The sequence below is a fragment of the Acidaminococcus sp. genome, from assembly GCF_050873445.1.
In the GTDB taxonomy this organism is placed as follows: Bacteria; Bacillota; Negativicutes; order Acidaminococcales; family Acidaminococcaceae; genus Acidaminococcus.
Map to the genome: position 1 here is coordinate 13,273 of NZ_JBNMIU010000008.1, position 20,351 is coordinate 33,623.

At 55.2% G+C, this 20,351-nt stretch carries 19 protein-coding genes; 18 read left to right on the top strand and 1 reads right to left on the bottom strand.

The genetic code is table 11. From position 1 onward, the window contains the following. Window positions 1-21: 21 nt before the first annotated feature. From ftsH to dusB, 5 genes are all read left to right on the top strand, one after another. Window positions 22-1,890 carry an ATP-dependent zinc metalloprotease FtsH gene (ftsH, locus tag ACR0QW_RS02485; RefSeq protein ID WP_432642151.1) on the top strand — a complete coding sequence of 623 codons (1,869 nt, stop codon included), beginning with the start codon at window positions 22-24 and terminating at the stop codon, window positions 1,888-1,890. Window positions 1,891-1,993: 103 nt separating this feature from the next. After that, window positions 1,994-2,989, top strand: a complete 996-nt coding sequence (locus tag ACR0QW_RS02490; protein ID WP_432642152.1) for a biotin--[acetyl-CoA-carboxylase] ligase — start codon at window positions 1,994-1,996, stop codon at window positions 2,987-2,989. After that, window positions 2,986-3,549 carry a biotin transporter BioY gene (locus ACR0QW_RS02495; RefSeq protein WP_432642153.1) on the top strand — a complete coding sequence of 188 codons (564 nt, stop codon included), beginning with the start codon at window positions 2,986-2,988 and terminating at the stop codon, window positions 3,547-3,549. Before ACR0QW_RS02490 ends, ACR0QW_RS02495 begins: the two co-directional genes overlap by 4 nt. Before the next feature lie 95 nt (window positions 3,550-3,644). Then, window positions 3,645-4,427, top strand: a complete 783-nt coding sequence (locus ACR0QW_RS02500) for a type III pantothenate kinase (protein ID WP_432642154.1) — start codon at window positions 3,645-3,647, stop codon at window positions 4,425-4,427. 65 nt (window positions 4,428-4,492) lie between these two features. After that, window positions 4,493-5,461 carry a tRNA dihydrouridine synthase DusB gene (gene dusB / locus ACR0QW_RS02505; protein WP_432642155.1) on the top strand — a complete coding sequence of 323 codons (969 nt, stop codon included), beginning with the start codon at window positions 4,493-4,495 and terminating at the stop codon, window positions 5,459-5,461. 25 nt (window positions 5,462-5,486) lie between these two features. Here the strand turns inward: dusB and ACR0QW_RS02510 are convergent, their stop codons facing one another. Beyond that, on the bottom strand, window positions 5,487-6,887 hold the full coding sequence (locus tag ACR0QW_RS02510) for a serine hydrolase domain-containing protein (RefSeq protein ID WP_432642156.1): 1,401 nt from the start codon (window positions 6,885-6,887) through the stop codon (window positions 5,487-5,489). A gap of 311 nt (window positions 6,888-7,198) precedes the next feature. On the opposite strand from ACR0QW_RS02510, the gene pepV reads away from it, so the two are divergent. The 13 genes from pepV to tsaD all read left to right on the top strand — a co-directional run bounded on the left by pepV (window position 7,199) and on the right by tsaD (window position 20,351). Next, entirely contained in the window at window positions 7,199-8,578 is a 1,380-nt protein-coding gene (gene pepV / locus ACR0QW_RS02515) for a dipeptidase PepV (RefSeq protein ID WP_432642157.1), read from the top strand. A 12-nt stretch (window positions 8,579-8,590) separates the two neighbouring features. Next, window positions 8,591-9,685, top strand: coding sequence for a dipeptide epimerase (locus ACR0QW_RS02520; RefSeq protein WP_432642158.1), 1,095 nt, complete (start codon window positions 8,591-8,593; stop codon window positions 9,683-9,685). A gap of 36 nt (window positions 9,686-9,721) precedes the next feature. Further along, a complete protein-coding gene (locus ACR0QW_RS02525; protein ID WP_432642159.1) occupies window positions 9,722-10,903 on the top strand; it encodes a DUF819 family protein in 1,182 nt (393 codons plus the stop codon). Window positions 10,904-11,016: 113 nt separating this feature from the next. Then, on the top strand, window positions 11,017-11,334 hold the full coding sequence (locus ACR0QW_RS02530; RefSeq protein WP_432642160.1) for a DUF3870 domain-containing protein: 318 nt from the start codon (window positions 11,017-11,019) through the stop codon (window positions 11,332-11,334). Between the two features lie 351 nt (window positions 11,335-11,685). Further along, on the top strand, window positions 11,686-13,584 hold the full coding sequence (locus ACR0QW_RS02535; protein ID WP_432642161.1) for a glutamine synthetase: 1,899 nt from the start codon (window positions 11,686-11,688) through the stop codon (window positions 13,582-13,584). Window positions 13,585-13,620: 36 nt separating this feature from the next. Continuing rightward, window positions 13,621-14,205, top strand: a complete 585-nt coding sequence (locus ACR0QW_RS02540; protein WP_432642162.1) for a 3D domain-containing protein — start codon at window positions 13,621-13,623, stop codon at window positions 14,203-14,205. A gap of 67 nt (window positions 14,206-14,272) precedes the next feature. Beyond that, on the top strand, window positions 14,273-14,722 hold the full coding sequence (locus tag ACR0QW_RS02545; protein WP_432642163.1) for a PaaI family thioesterase: 450 nt from the start codon (window positions 14,273-14,275) through the stop codon (window positions 14,720-14,722). Window positions 14,723-14,781: 59 nt separating this feature from the next. After that, window positions 14,782-15,915, top strand: coding sequence for an acyl-CoA dehydrogenase family protein (locus ACR0QW_RS02550; RefSeq protein WP_432642164.1), 1,134 nt, complete (start codon window positions 14,782-14,784; stop codon window positions 15,913-15,915). A gap of 140 nt (window positions 15,916-16,055) precedes the next feature. After that, window positions 16,056-17,615: a phosphoenolpyruvate carboxykinase (ATP) gene (gene pckA / locus ACR0QW_RS02555; protein WP_432642191.1), complete on the top strand. Its 1,560-nt coding sequence runs from the start codon at window positions 16,056-16,058 to the stop codon at window positions 17,613-17,615. A 95-nt stretch (window positions 17,616-17,710) separates the two neighbouring features. Beyond that, window positions 17,711-18,187: a tRNA (adenosine(37)-N6)-threonylcarbamoyltransferase complex ATPase subunit type 1 TsaE gene (gene tsaE / locus ACR0QW_RS02560; RefSeq protein ID WP_432642165.1), complete on the top strand. Its 477-nt coding sequence runs from the start codon at window positions 17,711-17,713 to the stop codon at window positions 18,185-18,187. A 4-nt stretch (window positions 18,188-18,191) separates the two neighbouring features. Beyond that, complete coding sequence (tsaB, locus tag ACR0QW_RS02565) at window positions 18,192-18,893, top strand: tRNA (adenosine(37)-N6)-threonylcarbamoyltransferase complex dimerization subunit type 1 TsaB (RefSeq protein WP_432642166.1); 702 nt, start codon at window positions 18,192-18,194, stop codon at window positions 18,891-18,893. Then, a complete protein-coding gene (gene rimI / locus ACR0QW_RS02570) occupies window positions 18,863-19,318 on the top strand; it encodes a ribosomal protein S18-alanine N-acetyltransferase (protein ID WP_432642167.1) in 456 nt (151 codons plus the stop codon). The genes tsaB and rimI overlap by 31 nt, the downstream gene beginning before the upstream one ends. Before the next feature lie 13 nt (window positions 19,319-19,331). Next, a complete protein-coding gene (gene tsaD, locus ACR0QW_RS02575; RefSeq protein WP_432642168.1) occupies window positions 19,332-20,351 on the top strand; it encodes a tRNA (adenosine(37)-N6)-threonylcarbamoyltransferase complex transferase subunit TsaD in 1,020 nt (339 codons plus the stop codon).

Here is a 20,351-nt window from a genome sequence, read left to right on the forward strand (position 1 = left end):
CAGGCAGGAAAGGAGCCAAGTGTGAGTAAGTTTATCCGCAATCTTGTATTTTACCTGCTCATCGTCATCGTAGGGGTCTGGATCTATGATTATTACAATGCTTCCAGCACTCCCAAGAATGAAATGAGCTACAGCAACTTCATCAAGGAAGTCCAGCAGGATGAGGTGAAGAATGTTACCATTGTGGACAACTCCGTGATCAAGGGCAAACTGAAGAACGGAGCCGAATTCACTACCATTGCCCCCCGGGACAACAAACTGGTGGAAACCCTGGAAGCCCGGGATGTGGAAATCAAGGCGGAATTGCCGCCTCAGCCCTCCATGCTCAGCAACCTGCTGACTTCCATACTGCCCATGGTGGTCATCGTCATTTTGTGGTTCTTCATGATGAATAACGCCCAGGGCGGCGGCAGCCGGGTCATGAGTTTCGGCAAGAGCAAAGCCAAACTGTATGGGGACGGCAAGAGCAAGGTCACCTTCAAGGATGTGGCCGGGGCTGACGAAGCCAAACAGGAACTGGAAGAAGTGGTGGAATTCCTGAAAGCGCCTCAGAAGTATAATCAGCTGGGGGCCAAGATTCCCAAGGGCGTACTGCTGTATGGGCCTCCCGGAACTGGTAAGACCCTACTGGCCAAGGCCGTGGCCGGGGAAGCCGGCGTGCCCTTCTTCAGCATCTCCGGTTCTGATTTTGTGGAAATGTTCGTGGGCGTCGGCGCTTCCCGTGTGCGGGATCTGTTCGACCAGGCCAAGAAGAATGCTCCCTGTATCGTATTCATCGACGAAATCGATGCTGTGGGCCGGCAGAGAGGTGCCGGTCTGGGCGGCGGCCACGATGAACGGGAACAGACGCTGAACCAGCTGCTGGTGGAAATGGACGGCTTTGGAGCCAATGAAGGGATCATCATGATTGCCGCCACCAACCGTCCGGATATCCTGGATCCGGCCCTGCTGCGGCCGGGCCGCTTTGACCGGCAGATCGTGGTGGACAAACCGGATATCCGGGGCCGCCGCGCTATCCTGCGGGTCCATGCCAAAGGCAAACCCATCGATTCCAGTGTGGATCTGGGTGTGATCGCCCGTCAGACGCCCGGCTTCACCGGGGCGGATCTGGCCAACCTGGTGAACGAAGGAGCCCTGCTGGCTGCCCGGAACAACCAGGTGACCATCACCATGAGCGATCTGGAAGAAGCCGCTGAACGAGTGATGATGGGACCGGAACGGAAAAGCCGGGTCATTACCGATGAAGAAAAGAAACTGACAGCCTACCATGAAGGCGGGCATACTCTGGTGGGCATGCTGCTGGATCATACGGATCCGGTGCATAAGGTCACCATCATCCCCAGAGGCCGGGCGGGCGGCTATACCCTGAGCCTGCCTACGGAAGACCGGTACTATGCAACCCGCAGTGAAATGCTGGATCAGCTGAAAGTGCTGCTGGGCGGACGGGTAGCTGAAGCCCTGGTGCTGCACGAAATCTCCAGCGGTGCCAGCAGCGACCTGCAGCGGGCTACGGAACTGGCTCGCCGCATGACCTGCGAATACGGCATGAGCGAGGTCCTGGGGGCCGTGACTTTCGGCCATCGCCAGGAACAGGTATTCCTGGGCCGGGATATCGGACGCCAGAATGACTACAGTGAAAAAGTGGCTGCCCAGATTGACGGTGAAATCCGCCGGTTCATCGATGAAGCTTACGAAGGCACTGTCAAACTGCTGAACGACAATATGGACAAACTGCACCTGATTGCCAGGAACCTGATCGAACGGGAAACCCTAGAAGGCCATGAAGTGGAAGAACTGATCAAATATGGCCATATCCTGGAAAAAGGGGAAGTGCCTCCCAGAGAGGATGCTCATGAACCCAGGGATGGGGAAGCAGATCCCATCGGGTAGCAGCTTCTGACGGGGTGTGAGAAAACATTTTTCACACCCCCTTTTCTTTTGACAGTTGTGTTAACTAAATCCTAAATATATGGAAACGAAAGGAAGTGCTGTTATGCGCAACGAAATTTTGAAGATCCTGCGGGACAAGGCTCCGGAACCGGTTTCCGGAGAAGAACTGGCCAGAACCCTTGGCATCACCCGGACGGCCATCTGGAAACACATCCAGGTGCTGAAGGAGGAAGGATACGGCATCGAAGCCTTCACGAAGAAGGGGTATGTGCTCACCAGCGTGCCCGACAAGCTGCTGCCATCGGAAATTGGCGAAAAGCTCCATACCCGGTTCCTGGGCCGTCACATCTGTTATGAGGAAAGTGTGGTCAGCTCCAACGAAGTACTGAAAAAACTGGCGGAGCAGGGGGCTGCCGATGGCACTGTCTGCGTAGCCGAAGAACAGTCCGGCGGCAAGGGCCGGCTGAGAAGAGGATGGTTCAGCCCCAAGGGCAAGGGGCTGTGGTTTTCCGTACTGCTGAAACCCACTTTCCTGCCCCAGGAAGCGCCCAAAATGACCCTGCTGGCCGCAGTGGCCGTGGTACGGGCCATCCGGGAAGTATGCGGCGTGGAAGCCCAGATCAAGTGGCCCAACGATGTGCTGTTGGAAGGGAAGAAACTGGTGGGCATCCTGACGGAAATGAGCGCCGAATTCGGCCACATCAATTACCTGGTGTGCGGCACCGGCATCAATGTGTGCGTACCGAAGGAAATGGTTCCGGAGGACCTGCGGGCTTCGGCTGTTTCCATCACCGATGTGACCGGCGATAAGGTGGATCGGGTGGCACTCCTGGCCAGGGTACTGGATTATATGGAACTGTATTATGACGAAGCCTGTAAGAACGGGTTCGGGGCTGTTTTCGACCAGTGGCGGAAGTATTCCATCACTCTGGGCAAGCAGGTGAAAGTCATCGCACCGGACAAGACCTACGTGGGCACGGCCATGGATATTGACAGCACCGGGGCCCTGCAGGTGCGGAAGGAAGATGGTACAGTGGAAACGGTGCTGGCGGGAGATGTGTCCATCCGTCCGGCCCAGGGAAAGGGGAAATACGCATGACTCGTACAAGGGATTTAATGGGGGCAGCCCTGTTTGCGGCTCTGATGATCGTCAGCTCTTATGTGACCATTCCCATCGGGCCGGTACCGATCACCCTGCAGACTTTCATGGCCATGCTGACCGGCTTCTTGCTGGGTCCTGTGTGGGGGGCGGTGAGCATCATCGTCTGGCTGCTGCTGGGCTGCCTGGGCCTGCCGGTTTTCAACCAGGGACAGTCGGGCATCGTCATGCTGGCAGGACCCACCGGGGGCTTCCTGATCAGTTTCCCCCTTGTGGCCTTTTTGTCCGGAAAGATCAGCTGCGGCAAAAGTGGGGACAGCCTGCTGAAGAACTTCGGGTATCTGGCGCTCACCATGGTGGTGTGCTACGCCATCGGGGCCATCGGTTTCAAGCTGAGCTTTGCCTGTTTCCTGCATAAGCCCATGACCTGGGGCAGGACCATGGCGTTGGCAGTGGTTCCCTTCCTGCCGCTGGACATTGTCAAGAGCTTCCTGGTAGCCCTCCTTGGCATCCGCATCCGCCGGGCTCTGAAAGCCGGAGGCATGTGGCGAATTCCTTGACTTTCTCGGGCTTTCCCCCTATAATAAAAGCGTTTCTGACCAGGGTAGAGAGGCCCTGATATACTAGACCGGAATATTTTGGAGGTAATGAGACCATGTTGATGGTAATGGATGTTGGGAATACCAATATCGTAGTAGGCGTTCATGACGGCAAGGCTTGGCAGGCACATTGGCGGATTTCCAGCATCCGTTCCCGTACTTCGGATGAATTCGGCATTGTCCTGGGGAGCATGTTTGCCTACAGCGGCATGGATATGAAGGATATCGAGGATATCATCATTTCCACAGTGGTGCCGCCCCTGCTGGTGCCCTTGTGCAACATGTGCAAACGGTATTTTGGAATCACACCTTTTGTGGTGACCAGCGAAATCAAGACGGGCCTGCAGCTGGATTATGATGATCCGTCCCAGATCGGGGCTGACCGGATCGTGAACGCAGTGGCTGCCCATGAAATGTACGGCGACAAGGGCAACCTGATTATCATCGACTTTGGTACGTGCACTACGTTCTGTGCCCTGCGGCCGAACGGGGAATACCTGGGGGGTGCCATTGCCCCGGGCATCGGCATTTCTGCAGAAGCCCTGTTCCAGAAGGCGGCCAAACTGCCCCGGATCGAACTGATCAAACCTCCCAAAGCCATCTGCCGGGACACCATCCATGCCATGCGCAGCGGAGTTATCTTCGGGGCTGTGGGACAGATGGACGGTCTGATTACCCGCATGAAAAAAGAATTGGATGGACAGGCATTCGTTGTGGCCACCGGCGGTTTCGGCAAGCTGATGGCTTCTGAATCGGAACACGTGGATGTGGTGGAACCGTTCCTGACCCTGGAAGGTCTGCGGCTCCTCTACAATATGAACCATACCCGGCAATATTGATCAGGAAAAAATGAGGGGGAACGGTCAGGCCGTTTCCCCATTTTTTCTTTATGAGAAAGGAACATATGCAGGAACAGAATATCTTTACAAGGGATCCGGTGATCCTGGGCCCGATGGCCGGGGTGACAGATCTGCCATTCCGTGTGATCTGCCGGGAACAGGGGGCCGACTATGTGGTATCGGAGATGGTCAGTGCCAAGGCACTGCTGTTCAAGAACCCCAAGACCTTTGCCATGCTGGAGGTGGATCCCCGGGAACATCCAGTGGCCATCCAGCTGTTTGGCTCTGTGCCGGAAGAACTGGCGGAGGGCGCCAGAATCGTGGCGGAACATGGAGCTGATGCCATCGACTTCAACATGGGATGCCCGGTACACAAAATCGTGTCCAACGGTGAAGGATCCGCTCTGATGAAGGATCCGGAACGGGCCTATGCCTGCCTGTGTGCCCTGGTGGACGCAGTGGATCTGCCGGTGACGGTGAAGTTCCGGGCCGGCTGGGATGACGAGCACAAAAATGCTGTGGAGATCGCCCGGCTGGCGGAAAAAGCCGGGGTGGCAGCAGTGGCCGTCCATGGCCGTACCCGGGGCCAGTTCTACAGCGGGAAAGCGGACTGGGATATCATCCGCCAGGTGAAGGAGGCAGTTTCCATCCCGGTCATCGGCAACGGGGATGTGTTCACGGCCCGGGATGCCCTGGCTCTGCGGGAAGCCACTCACTGTGATGGCATCATGATTGCCCGGGGCGCCCAGGGCAATCCCTGGATTTTCCGGGAGGTGAAGGCGGCCCTGGCTGGTGAGCCTGTACCGGAAGTGACCCTGCAGGAACGGTTCGCCATGGTGCGGCGGCACCTGCGGGATCTGATTGCTTTCAAGGGCGAGAAGGTGGCTGTCCGGGAAATGCGCGGTCACGGGGCCCATTATTTCCATGGCCTGCCCCGCAGTGCGTTCTATCGCAACGCCATCAACCAGACCTTGACAAAAGAAGCACTGGAACAGGTGCTGGATGCATACGAAAAAGAGCTGTCGCAGCATTGAGCGACAGCTCTTTTGTCATTGATTTTCAAAAAAATGCATTCCGGCAGATGGTATCCATGATGTTTTCTTCCCACACGTAATTGCCGCTGTACCGGCCGGCACTGCGGGGATCGTCGTCTTCGGCAATGGCTTCGCCGTTCATCATATAGATGAAACCATCCTTCGTGCCGGGAATCAGGAATACCCCGGACAGCAGGCCGTAGGCTTCGCCGGTATGGCCCACCAGATCCAGTTCATGATCTTTGACGGCACGGCTGGTGCCATTTCCTCTGATCTGATACAGGCCAAGGCCATAGGATTCGATGGAGCCGCCATAGGTAAAACCGTTGGGATTCTTCGGATCATAAGTCCACTGGGGCGTCATCATCTCTTTCAGCAGTCCCGGACGGATGATCTGCTTCCCTTTGTATCGGCCTCCGTTCACCAGCATTTCCAGCGTATGGCCCAGTTCGTCATAACTGATCCGCAGACCGCCCTGGGGGGAGAAGATGGTGGCGTTGGTGCCGGGGACATAGTCCTTCAGATCATAAAAGGTATCCAGATCCCGGTGGTCCGGATTCTGCACTTTCACCTGATCCTTCGGGGGCTGCTTTCCCTGGTAATCATCGATCTGGGGGATCCAGCGACCGTTTTCATCCCATTTGCCGTTGCTGTTTTTCTGGTAGATCACGCCAAGGTTGCTGAATTCTCCTCTGGACAGGTTGCCAGGGGTATAGTCCGCTTTGATGTCCAGCTGTTTCAGGATGTGGTCCTTCTGGTATTGATCGAATCGTTCACCGGTGACTTTTTCGATGATGGTGCCCAGGAGACCGTAGTTGATGTTGGAATATTTGAAGCTCCTGCCCGGGGCCTGGCCCAGGGGGGCAAAGTGGTCTCCGCCTTCATAGAATTTGCCTTTTTCTGTAAAAAATTCCTGCACGGAGTCAGAGGGAGGGATGGCGTACAGCTTGCCGTCCCGGAGACTGGAGGTGTGGGAGAGCAGCATGCGTACGGTAATGGGTGTATCCGGATAGTTGGGGTTCCGCAGCCTGAAGCCCAGCAGATCGCTTACATCTTCATCCAGCTTCAATTTGCCCTCATCCACCAGCTGCATGATGGTGAAGGCAGTGAACATCTTGGATACGGACGCAGCACGGAACCGGGTCCTGCTGGTGATGGGCAGGTCTTTCTGGCCGGGCTTTTCCGCAAAATACCGGTGGCCGGCGAAATGGGTGTAGGCTTTTTTGCCGTTTTTATATACTTCTACCCCCAGACCGGGCACATGGGTGCCGCTGTGGCCGATCATGGCATCCAGCTCGGCGGTCAGCTGTTTCCTGGCAGGAGCGGGAATGCCTTTCTTCGCCCTGGCAGCCAGGACGGCGGGAGGCAGCAACAGGGCGGCGCACAGCCCCAGGGTTGCAGCTTTGATGAATCTTCCTTTGCGCATGGGACAACCTCCTGAATTGTAAATTCTTTTTGCTATTGTCATTATAACTGTGAACATTTTGCCCGTCAACATGTATACAAAATACTATATAATGTAAAAATATTAGACAAATCGATTGACACAGAATGGGGAATCAAGTAAAGTAATAGTGTAAATCGATAGAAATGCTGCTTCATTTTGTGTGGAACATCCGCCAATGTCCCAGGGAGCAAGATGAGTTCCAGCAATGGTGTAAAACAGGGGTTTTATGCCTTGCTGGCTTTTTTATATCCCGGGGCGGCATTTCAGTCATCAGTCAGGGAGGCAGACCAATGGAATTATCAAAATGGGTGGACAATAACAAACAGGCCATGGTAGAAACGCTGCAGCAGGCCATTCGGATCAAGAGTGTCCGGGAAGACGCACAACCGGGGAAACCTTTCGGGGAAGGGCCGGCGAAATGCCTGGAATTCATGCTGGAGAAAGCTGCCGCTATGGGGTTCATAACGGAGAATGTGGATCACTACATGGGCTGGTGCGAATATGGAGAAGGGACGGAGATGGTAGCTGTCCTGGGGCATTTGGACGTGGTGCCGGAAGGAGAAGGCTGGGACAGGGATCCCTACAGCGGCGACTGTGACGGGACCAATGTGTACGGCCGGGGCACTATGGATGATAAAGGTCCCACCACTGCTGCTTTGTATGCCCTGAAGGCCCTGAAGGACAGCGGAGTGCCTCTGAAACGGCGGATCCGCATTCTGTTTGGCACCAATGAAGAGACCGGCAGTGCCGATATGAAACATTACCTGGAAAAGGGCGGGGAAATCCCGGTGTGCGGCTTTACGCCTGACGGAGAATATCCGGTGATCAACGGGGAAAAGGGAATTATCAATGTAACTTTCTCCAGAAAATATACCCAGAGCGGCCCGCTTGTCCTGAAGAGCCTGAAGGCCGGCTCCGCCTTCAACGTGGTACCTGCTCTGGCGGAAGCGTTTGTAGGCTGCACTCCGGCGGAAGCCACCCGGCTGCTGGAAGAAGTGGTGACACCGGAACCCAAGGTCCGGTGGGAAGTGGTCCCCGAGGGGCTGAAGGTGGCGGCGCAGGGGGTACAGGCCCATGCGGCCCATCCGGAACAGGGCGAAAATGCTGCCGGCCGACTGTTCAAAGCACTGGCCCAGCTGCCCTTCTGTACGGAACTGAAGGATACCATGGCTTTTCTGGCAGACAAAATCGGCCTGGAGGTCCATGGGGAATCGCTGGGCATCTGTCTGGAAGATGCTGATTCCGGAAAACTGTCCTTCAATGTAGGGGTGGCGGAAGCCAGTGAAACGGAACTGACGGTGAAGATCAACTATCGGTACCCGGTGACGAAGCACTATGAGGACTGCGCTCCCAAACTGGATGCTGCCTTTGCCGGTGCCGGGTTTACGAAAGTGGCAGAAACCCACAAGAAGGCTCTGTACGTGGATCCCCGGACACCCTATATCCAGACCCTGCTCCAGGTATATGGGGAGATGACGGATTTCAAACCGGGCACCCTGTGCATCGGCGGCGGCACCTATGCCAAGGCCATTCCCAATATCGTGGCCTTCGGTCCCATCTTCCCGGGGGATGCGGTGCGGGAACACCTGCCCAATGAATACTGGGAAATCGAGAAGCTGGTACTGAATGCCCATATCTATGCGGAAGCTCTCTATCGGCTGGCCAGGTAAGGAGGAATCATCATGAAGATTACGAAAGTACGGCTGGGGCGGATCTCCGTCCCTCTGCGGGTGCCCTTCAAGACGGCCCTGCGCCAGGTCAACAGTGTGGAAGACGTGATCGTGGAGATCCATACGGATACCGGGGAAGTTGGATTTGGGGAAGCACCTCCCACCGGTGCCATCACCGGGGATACCACGGGGGCCATCATCGGGGCCTTCCAGGATCACATCAGCAAGACCCTGACAGGACGGGATGTGGATGATTTCGAGGATATTACCCAGGCGGTGCAGAAATGCATCGTCAAAAATACCAGTGCCAAGGCAGCGGCAGATATTGCCCTCTGGGACCTGTACGGCAAGAAGTACGGCATTCCGGTGTACAAGATGCTGGGTGGTGCCCGGAACCAGATTGTCACTGACCTGACCATCAGTGTGAACCCGCCGGAAGAAATGGCCCGGGACGCCGTAAATGCGGTGGAGCGGGGGTATGATACCTTGAAGGTGAAAGTGGGCATCGATCCCTCCCTGGATGTGGCCCGGCTGGCTGCCATCCGTCAGGCGGTGGGACCGGACATCCGGATCCGCATCGATGCCAATCAGGCCTGGACTCCGAAACAGGCAGTGAAGCTGCTGAACCAGATGCAGGATAAGGGACTGGACATCGAGCTGGTGGAACAACCGGTGAAAGCGCATGATTACGAAGGTCTGAAGTATGTGACGGAACGGTCCTATGTCCCCGTGCTGGCTGATGAAAGCGTCTTTTCCGTGGAAGATGCCCTGAAGATCGTCCAGATGCAGGCAGCGGATCTGATCAACATCAAACTGATGAAATGCGGCGGACTGACCAATGCCCTGAAAATCGCCACCCTGGCAGAGGTCTGCGGGGTAGAATGCATGATCGGCTGCATGCTGGAGGCCAAGGTCAGTGTCAATGCGGCTGTCCACCTGGCCTGCGCCCGGAAGATCATCACCAGGATCGACCTGGACGGGCCGGTACTGTGCTCAGAAGATCCGGTCCTGGGCGGTGCCGTCTTCAACGAAAAACAGATTACTGTCAGCGATGCACCGGGACTGGGCATTACCGGCATCGAAGGCATCCGTTACCTGGATGACTGACCATCCGGACGGGAAACAAGAAAGGGGAGATGAACGATGGTCATTACCAACGGATTTACCTATATTGCGTTCCTGATGTTCCTGGCAGGGGGGCTCCTGGCTTTGGAAAAATACACCAAGTGGAAGATTTTCAACCTGGTTCCGCCTCTGGTGTGGATCTACGTGCTGAACATGGTATTTTGCACCATGGGCCTGTACCATTCCAAGGAAGTTTCCGCTGCCTACAAGGCACTGAAGAACAACCTGCTGTATGCCATGATCTTCGTCATGCTGCTGCGCTGCGATTTCCGGAAACTGGCCAAACTGGGCGGCCGGATGGTGGCCATCTTCCTGGGCTGCTCCGTGACGCTGTTTGCGGGCTTTGTCATCGGCTATCCGATCTTCAAGGGTTTTCTGGGAAGTGACAGCTGGGGCGCTGTAGCTGCTCTGTACGCCTCATGGGTCGGAGGTTCTGCCAACATGGCGGCCATGCAGGCGGCCCTGCCGGTGGATGCCGGTGCCTACAGCTGCGCCCTGGCCCTGGATACAGTGTGCTATTCCGTGTGGATTGCCCTGCTGCTGCTCATGGTGAAATACGCCTCCAGATGGAATAACGCTGTCAAGGCCGACACTTCCAAGCTGCAGGCCGTGGCAGATGCGGCTGCAGCCGAAGTGGCCAAGGAAAAGAAAAAAGCCGGGGCGGCTGACTGGATCTTCCTGATCGGTGTGTCCCTGCTGGTGTCTGCCATCAGCCAGAGCGTGGGCGCATCCCTGAATGCTTCTTTAAAGGCTGTGGGACTTGGGATGTTCGATAAGGGCACCATGACGACGGTGTTCGTCACCGTACTGGGGCTGATCTGCGCCATGAGTCCTCTGGGCAGGGTACCGGCAGTGGAGGAACTGTCCAGCGTATACCTGTATGCCGTAGTGTCCCTGCTGGCCTCCACTGCTTCCGTCATGGACCTTCTGAGTGCGCCCATGTGGGTGGTGTACGGATTCTTCATCCTGGCGGTGCATGTAGTCCTCATGTACGTGCTCAGCAAGCTGTTCCACTGGGATCTGTGCATGGTGTCCACAGCATCCCTGGCCAACATCGGCGGGGCAGCATCGGCGCCCATCGTGGCTTCGGCCTATAATGAATCCTACGCCGGCATCGGCGTGCTGATGGGGGTGCTGGGTGCCGCCGTCGGGAATTTTGCCGGTCTGATCTGCGGCTATATCTTGAAAATGATGGCCTGAGGGGTATAATGAGAAAGACATCCAGGCTGGAAAGATCAAAGAGGGTGTGAAAAATGTTTTTCACACCCCCTCTTTTTATGTGGGCCGAATATGGCTGAAGGAGAAACTGGAATATGGACAAACGGACTCTTTATATTACGGGAGAAGCACGGACGAATATGGACAATGCCATCACCAAGATCTATGGAGTGTTCTACATGGCTTTCGAGGTGGTGGAAAGCACCGGGGAGATCGTGGACGTGGACTGCAATGCGACCCTGGAACTGACCCGGAATTTCATCCGGAAGCTGTTCCTGAACCATTCCATGGTCCTGGATTCCGTGTTCCTGGAACAGGAAGTGAACGGAAGGTATTTCGGCTCCTCCGGCAAAGCCATTCTGGCTGCCTACCGGGATGCAAGGCAGCATTACAGACAGATTGTGGAAAGGTGAGGCACTGCTTCACTGGCTGGCGGAACTTCGCTGATGCCAGCCAAAGTGCAGGAGCTGCAGAGGCGTATTTCATAACCTCTTTACTCAACTAAAGTTCGGAAATAAAGCCTGTAATTGATTATAATCAATGTTTTATAGTAGAATCATCAAAACATCGTTAATAAAATCGAACATTAAATAAATATAGCAATAAAATAATTCGAAAAAAATCGTTTTCCCTCTAGGCAGACGGAATCCTTTGTGCTATAATAAGGCACGTAAACAAGGATACGGGTTTTGGAAGGGTTCCATTAACCAAGCCAGGTATTCGAAAAGAATTTCAAGTTATCGAGGGGAAAGGGGATTTCAATTATGTACGAAAAAGATTTACTGTACGTCATTAAACCCAGTCAATTAACACCGGATACGTTAAAGGTTCTGCTGGCTCAACATCCTGAAATCAAATTCGTGTCCTTTATGGGCATCGATTTCGCTGGGAACGATACGGATGAAAAGGTTCCCATCAGCGCACTGCTGGATGACATGGATACCATGCTGTACCATCATACCGCACAGACCGATGGTTCTTCTGTGGTGCTGCCTGGCGTCGCTTCTCTGAATGATGCCCGTGTAGATATGGTGGCTGACCTGTCCGTGAACTGGTTCATCGATTACAACCTGGAACACATCGATCCGGAAACGGGCAAACTGGTAGGCACCCTGCGGGTTCCCTGCTTCCTGAAACACAACGGTGAATTTGTGGATTCCCGGTATCTGCTGAAGAAGACCCTGGAATACGTTGCGGATGAAACCCTGAAAGCCATGAAGGCTGAAGGCCAGGTCCCCGGCCTGGCATTTGCTGCTGATGATGTGGACAAAGTCACCTTCACCAGCGCAACGGAACTGGAATTCTGGGTAAAGACCCCCACGGAAAATGTTTCTACCGAAGCCCTGTCTTCCTCCCAGATCATGCAGGAACAATACTGGGCCCGTACCCGCGGCAACGTGCGTACCGCTCTGGAACAGGCCGTTGAAGTCCTGGATCTCTATGGCCTGGAACCGGAAATGGGCCATAAAGAAGTGGGCGGCGTCCGCGGCCAGCTGGATGCCAACGGCAATATGACCCATGTGAACGAACAGCTGGAAATCGACTGGAAATATTCCAACGGTCTGCAGGCTGCTGATAATGAAATCCTGGTCCGCACCGTAGTGAAAGAAATCTTCCGTGCCAACGGCCTGGAAGTTTCCTTCCTGGCAAAACCCATTGTTGGCGTAGCCGGCAGCGGCGAACATACTCATGTAGGCATGGGCTGCATCACCAAGGACGGCAAGTTCCACAACCTGTTCAGCCCTGCTGACATGACGAAGGACTTCCTGTCTGCTGTAGGGTATGGTGCTCTGATGGGTATCCTGAAGAACTACGAAGTCCTGAATCCCATTGTTTCCTGCACCACCGATGCTTTCAAACGGCTGAAACCCGGGTTTGAAGCTCCGATCTGCATCGTGACTTCTCTGGGCAAGGCTCCGGACATCCCCTCCCGGAACCGTACCATCCTGGCAGGTCTGATCCGCGATCTGGACAACCCGAAAGCCACCCGTTTTGAAATGCGTGCACCGAACCCCTTCACCAACACCTATATGGCACTGGCTGGTTTCTACATGGCTGCCCTGGACGGCATCAAAGCCGCTCTGGGTTCCGGCAAGAGCACCGATGGCCTGTGTGCTGAACTGTCCAAGAAGACCGGCGAAGAAGGCTTCTATCTGGAAAAAGACCGTGAATATCGTTCCGAAAACGATGTGTTCGAAGATTATACGGAAGACGAACGGAATAAATACTTCGGCAAACCGCCTGCGACCGTATGGGAAAACTGCAAAGCTTTCGATGCCTATCCTGAAAAGGTTGCTGTGCTGACCCAGGGCGACATCATCAAACCGGTTTACCTGAAATCTTTTGAAACCGGTGCTCTGATCCGGTGGCAGACCGAACTGCTGAAACACATCATCCCTGATTACAGAACGAAGATCGTTTCCATGAAACCGGTTGTCAGCAAAAGCAGCACCGCCTGGGACGATGGCATGTGGCAGAGAGTACAGGAACTGCGGATCCTGATCGCCAAAGATACGGATACCAGCACCAGCCTGTTCACCCAGATCGGCAAAGCTTTTGCTGAGGAAGACTTCGACAAGGCTTCCAATCTGCAGAAGACCCTTGATGCCAAGATGGAAGAACTGGAAGGCCTGTATACCGACTACAAAAACAACATCCTGTAAGAAGAGGATGCAGGCAAAAAAGGAGGAAGTCGCACAGTGCGTCACAAGACCAATGGTCTCCTGCTGGCGCTCCTGCTCCTTCTCCTGACGCCCCTGACCGGAAAAGCCGCCACTGTGAAACCAGTGGCGGTTTTGGGGTCTAAGGGTCAAAAGGTGGAAGAAGTACAAGCTATGTTGTCCAAATTAAACTACTATCACGGCGATATAGATGGAGAGTTCGGAACAGGGACACAGATTGCAGTCAGGAAATTTCAGCAAAAGAACCGGAAACCCCAGACCGGGCAGGTTACCTGGTCAATCTACAATTTGATGAGCAAACAGAGCAAACTGGATTTTGGCCGGTTCCGGAAAACATGGATGATGGAAACCACGGGGTACAGCCCCCAGGACCCGGGTGTGACGGGAATCACCTATTCAGGGATCCCCATGCGGCGGGGTGTGGTGGCCGTGGATCCGGTACTGATCCCTCTGGGTACGAGAATGTATATTATGGGCTATGGCGAAGGATATGCCTGCGACATCGGTTCGGCGATCAAGGGCAATAAAATCGACCTGGCATTTGACAACCGCGGACAGGCGCTTGAATGGGGCCGTCGGCGGGTACGCGTGTATATTCTGTAAAAGTGCGGTATAATAGGCATATCAAGAACAGATGGGGGGACGCTGCAGAGCGCCCCTTTTTAAAGGAGTGAACGAATTGCTGACGGCAAAAGAAATCCCGGGCTGGATGGAACAGAAGTTCGATGCGAACTCCTTCATGAAGCTGGCGGATGTGAAACTGGAAAAAGTGACCTGCGGGTACTGCGAACTGAGTATGGATGCCGACCCGGAACACAAACACGGGAACCGGTACGGAGTGATCCACGGCGGTGCTCTGTTTACCTTGGCGGATACGGCCATGGGAGCCGTAGGGTACAGCATAGGCTGCAAGGTGGTGACCCTGTCCAGCTCCATCAACTTCATCAGCAATACCAGCGCCAAGGAAAAGGTGTGGGCCAAGGCTTCACTGATCCATGCGGGCCGTTCCACCATGGTGGTCAGAGTCATGATCTATGACCATACGGGAAAGGAAATGGCTGATGTGACAGGGACCATGTTCGTGATCGGTCATTTTGACGAAATTCCGAAAAAGTGGTAAAATAAGCCTGCATTTAGGCTTAAAAACGTGAGCAATAACGATAAAACAGGAGGAACCTTATGGATTTCGCATTAACCGAAGAGCAATTGGAACTGCAGGCAATGGTTAAGGATTTCGTAGACAAGGAAGTCGTACCCTATACCGAAGAAATGGACCGGGAAAACCATGCCAGACCGGAAATCTTCAAAAAGGCCGGCGACATGGGGCTGCTGAACCTGGTGGTTCCTGAACAATATGGTGGTCCTGGCCTGGACAGCATCACCATCGCAACCATTTATGAAGAACTGGGGAAGGGCTGCGCCGGCATCGCAACTTCCATTGCGGCCAATGCGCTGGCTTCCTATCCTATCCTGATCGCCGGCAACGACGAACAGAAAAAATACCAGTGTGACCTGCTGAATGACGGAAAACTGGCTGCCTTCGCCCTGACCGAACCGGGTGCCGGTTCCGATGCCGGTGCCGTTTCCACCAAGGCTGTAAAAGAAGGGGACCACTATGTGCTGAACGGGAACAAAGTGTTCATCACCAATGGCGGCATCGCCGACAGTTTCCTGATTTTTGCCAATACCCGGAAAACCGGTGGAATCCGCGGGCTGACGGCCTTCATCGTACCGAAAGGCACTCCTGGTTTCTCCGTAGGCCGCAAAGAAGACAAGATGGGGATCCGTCCTTCCAATACCTGTGAACTGATCCTGGAAAACGTGGTGGTTCCCGAGAGCATGCGGGTAGGCCGTGAAGGCCAGGGCTTCCGTATCGCCATGAACACCCTGGACAGTGCCCGTCCCTTCGTTGCTGCTGTAGCCGTAGGTCTGGCACAATCCTGCCTGGATATCGCTGCTCACTATGCCCGGGAACGGAGACAGTTCGGCCAGCCCATTGCTTCCTTCCAGATGGTTCAGGCCATGATCGCCGATATGGCTATGAAAGTGGAAACGGCCCGTCTGATGGTCCACAAAGCCTGCTGGATGCGTGATAAGGGCGTGGAATTCGGCAAGGAAGCTGCTATGAGCAAATGCTTCGCTTCCGATGTGGCCATGGAAGTAGCTACCGATGCACTGCAGATCATGGGCGGCTATGGGTACATGAAAGATTATCCCATGGAAAAGAAGATGCGGGATGCCAAGATCCTGCAGATTTACGAAGGAACCAACCAGATCCAGCGTATGGTCATTGCCAACAAGATCCTGTACTGATCAGCAAATTGCCGCCTGCGGGCGGCAATTTTTTTATCTGGTTGTCAATTTTCGGAAAATAGCATATAATGAGTCTTGTATACAATGATGGCTCCGGGGTGATGCAGGAGCCAAGAGTGGATATAGGAGAGGAATACAATATGATCAGTGCCGGATTGTTAGCGGAAGCGAAAGAAACTGTAAGAGATTTGAGCGTTCGTGAATTGATTGAAGAAGCCGTCCGTAATGGAGAGGGGACTTTTTCTGATCGGGGCGCCCTGCGGGTGACTACCGGTACCCATACGGGCCGTTCTCCCAAGGATAAATTCATTGTTGATACGCCGCTCACCCATAACGTGGTGAACTGGGACAACAACCAGCCCTGCAGCCAGGAAACCTTCGACAAGCTGTATGCCAAATGTGAAGCGTATATCAAGACCCATAAGGTCTATGTGAAAAACGTGAAGGCCGGGGCTGATCCCAAATACCAGATCCGGGTGAAATTCATCAATGAAAAAGCCTGGCAGACCGTATTTGTCAGCCAGCTGTTCATCAAGACAGATGAGCCCAGCACTGTACAGGAAGATTTCACTGTGATTTCCCTGCCCGGCGTGGAAGCGGATCCCGCTGTGGACGGCACCAATTCGGAAACCTTTATCATCCTGAACTTTGACAAGAAAGTGGTCCTGATCGGCGGCGGCCTGTACGCCGGCGAACTGAAGAAATCCATTTTCTCCGTCATGAACTACCTGCTGCCTCTGCAGGACATCCTGACCATGCACTGCTCCTGCAACGAAGGGCCCAAGGGTGATGTGGCCCTGTTCTTTGGCCTGTCCGGTACCGGCAAGACCACCCTGTCCGCTGATCCCCATCGCAGCCTGATCGGCGATGATGAACACGGCTGGGGCGACAACGGTGTGTTCAACATCGAAGGGGGCTGCTACGCCAAGTGCATCGACCTGACGGAAGACAGCCAGCCGGAAATCTACGGCGCTGTACGGTTCGGTGCCGTCATGGAAAACGTGGTGGTAGATCCCAAGAACGGGGTACCCGATTTCTCCGACAGCAGCATCACGGAAAATACCCGTGTGGCTTATCCGCTGAATTATATCCCCAATGCCAAGCTGCCCAGCATGGCCGGCCATCCCAGGAACATCATCTTCCTGACGGCCGATGCCTTTGGCGTGTTGCCTCCCATTTCCAAACTGACCAAGGAACAGGCCATGTACCATTACCTGACGGGGTACACCAGCAAAGTGGCCGGTACGGAACGGGGAATCACGGAACCCCAGGCTACCTTCTCCACGGCTTTTGGGGCACCCTTCCTGCCGCTGCAGCCGCTGACCTATGCCAAACTGCTGGGTGAACGGATCGCCAGGCATGAAACCAACGTGTACCTGGTGAACACCGGGTGGAGCGGGGGCCCTTATGGGGTGGGCAGCCGGATGAAACTGGCTTACACTCGTGCCATGATCCATGCGGCGCTTGATGGAGAACTGGGCAAGGAAGGCTGGACGACCATGCCCATGTTCGGCGTTTCCATCCCCAAATCCTGCCCCAATGTGCCCAGCAACGTGCTGAACCCCAGAAGCACCTGGGAAGATAAGGCTGCCTATGACGAAACAGCCCGGAAACTGGCCAGACTGTTCCAGGAAAACTTCAAGAAATTCCAGGGCAAAGTGACGGACGATATTGCGTCCGCCGGTCCGGTGGCTGACTAACAGAATACGGAACTGAAACGGGACTGTCCGGTGCGGCAGTCCCGTTTTTATGTTATAATAAGATATTGCGAATGATGAGCGAGAGGGGTGGAACAATGGCAGCTGTATATTGTCCGGATGAAGCGGCCACAGAAGAACTGGGACGGCGCCTGGGCCAGCTCTGCCGGGAGGGGGATGTGTTCCTTCTGAACGGAGACCTGGGAACGGGGAAGACCTGCCTGGTGACGGCGGCCACCACGGCCATGGGAGTGGACCCCAAGGAGGTCACTTCGCCGACTTTTTCCTTGATGAACGTATATCATGGAAAAGAACTGAACATCAAACATTTCGATCTGTACCGGATCAACTGGCCGGAAGAACTGGAAGACATTGGTTTTTCCGAATATGCCGGAGGGGACGGGGTGACGTTCGTTGAATGGGCGGAGCTGTTCCCCGATGCCATGCCGGAAGAAAATCTGGAATTGAAATTCTCCCGCAAAGGAGAGGGACGGGAAGTGGAATTCCTGCCCCACGGAAAACGGTATGAGGAGTTGGCCGGGGCTCTCATGAAAGAGTACGGCCAGGAAGGGTAATGACGTGCTGATATTAGGAATGGATACGGCGACCCGGGTGTGCTCGGTAGCCGTCTGTAAGGATGAGAAGATCCTGGGCAGCCTGGACATCAATGTGGGGCTGACGCACTCCGAGGGGCTGGTTCCCCAGCTGGAGACCCTGCTGAAGCTGGCCCGGGTGAAAAAAGAAGAACTGGACCTGATTGCGGTGAGCCGGGGGCCGGGTTCCTTTACGGGCCTGCGCATCGGCATGGCGACTGCAGAAGCCATGGCCTACGCCCTGGACAAGCCTCTGGTGGCGGTGGATACCCTGAAGGCCATCGCCTATAATCTGCCGGTGTCCGGGGTGCGTCTGACACCTGTCCTGGATGCCCAGAAGGGTAACCTGTATGTGGGCAGCTATGCCTGGAAGGATGGCCAGCTGGTGGAACTGGCGCCCGTAGAGATCGTGGCCGGCAAGGAACTGGCTGCCAGACTGGAAGCAGGGGATACACCGGCCGTCCTCATGGGTGAGTGCCAGCGGGTACCCATGGAGGGAGAATTCAGGAAGGTATCCATGGCACCGGAAAGCGCCCGTCTGCCCCGGGGTTCTTCTGCAGCGATCCTGGGCGCAAAACAGTTCGACCCGGAAGTGGATAAATATGCCTATTTCGGGATGGATCCCTTCTACATCCGGCGGTCGGAAGCGGAGGAATTATGGGAAAAGAGACATCCACAGGGACGGTAAGACCCCTGGTGGAAAAAGATCTGGAGTGGCTGCTGCCGCTGGATGCCGGCTCCTTTGCGGAAGCCTGGGAGGAAGCTGCATGGCGGGATGAACTGGCTGGTCGGCTGGGGCACTACATCGCTCTGGAGCAGGATGGGGTACCCGTGGCGTTCGGCGGTTTCTGGCTGGTGGCCGGGGAAGCCCAGGTCATGCGCCTGGCGGTGGATCCCGGACGGAGGGGCGAGAAACTGGGCCTGCGCCTTCTGGAAGCCATGCAGGAGGAAGCCCGGCGCCTGGAAGCCTTCGAAATGACGCTGGAAGTACGGGAAAGCAATATCCCGGCCCGGCGCACCTATGATCATGTGGGATTTACGGAATGCGGACGGCGGGAAGGTTATTACGGAGATAATGGGGAAGCGGCGATCCTGATGCGCTGCGACCTGTAAGATAGAGGAGAACATGGAAAACAAGAACATCAATATCCTGGGAATCGAAAGCAGCTGTGACGAGACGGCAGCTTCGGTGGTGCGCAACGGCAGAGAAGTCCTGTCCAATGTGGTGTCCACCCAGATCCTGGTCCACCGGAAATTCGGCGGGGTGGTGCCGGAAATCGCTTCCCGGAAACATATAGAACATGTAATGCCGGTGATCCACAAAGCCCTGACGGATGCAAAGATGACCCTGCAGGACGTGGACGCCATTGCCGTGACCTACGGACCCGGACTGGTAGGCGCCCTGCTGGTGGGTCTCAGTGCTGCGAAGGGGCTGGCCCTGGGCAGCGGCAAGCCTCTGATCGGGGTGAACCATCTGGAAGGACACGTCTTTGCCAATTTCCTGGCGGATCCGGATCTGAAACCGCCGTTTTTGGCTCTGGTGGTCAGCGGGGGGCATACGTCCCTTCTGGTGGTGGACGATTACAACACGTTCCGGCTGCTGGGGCAGACCCGGGATGATGCGGCGGGCGAAGCCTTCGATAAGATTGCCCGGTTCATGGGTCTGCCCTACCCGGGCGGCCCGGAAATCGAACGGCTGGCCAAAAACGGCGATGCCAATGCCATTGATTTTCCGCGGCCTCTCCTGCCCGGCTGCTATGATTTCAGTTTCAGCGGGCTGAAGAGTGCGGTGATCAACTACGTGCATACGGAAGAACAGCGCAAGAGTGATTACCGCCGGGAAGACGTAGCAGCGTCGTTCCAGCAGGCCATTGTGGACGTTCTGGTGAAAAAAGCACAGGAGGCACTGAAGGCTACCGGACTGAAGAAAATCGTACTGGCCGGCGGTGTTTCAGCCAACCGGCATCTGCAGGAAGCTCTGGCCAGAGGAGCAAGGGCAGTGGGGGCCGAACTGGTCCATCCCACGCCCATCCTGTGTACCGATAATGCGGTGATGATCGGGGTGCGGGGGTATTACCAGTATCTGAACAAAGATTTTGCCGATCTGGATCTGAATGCGGATCCCAGTCTGAAACTGGGGAAATGA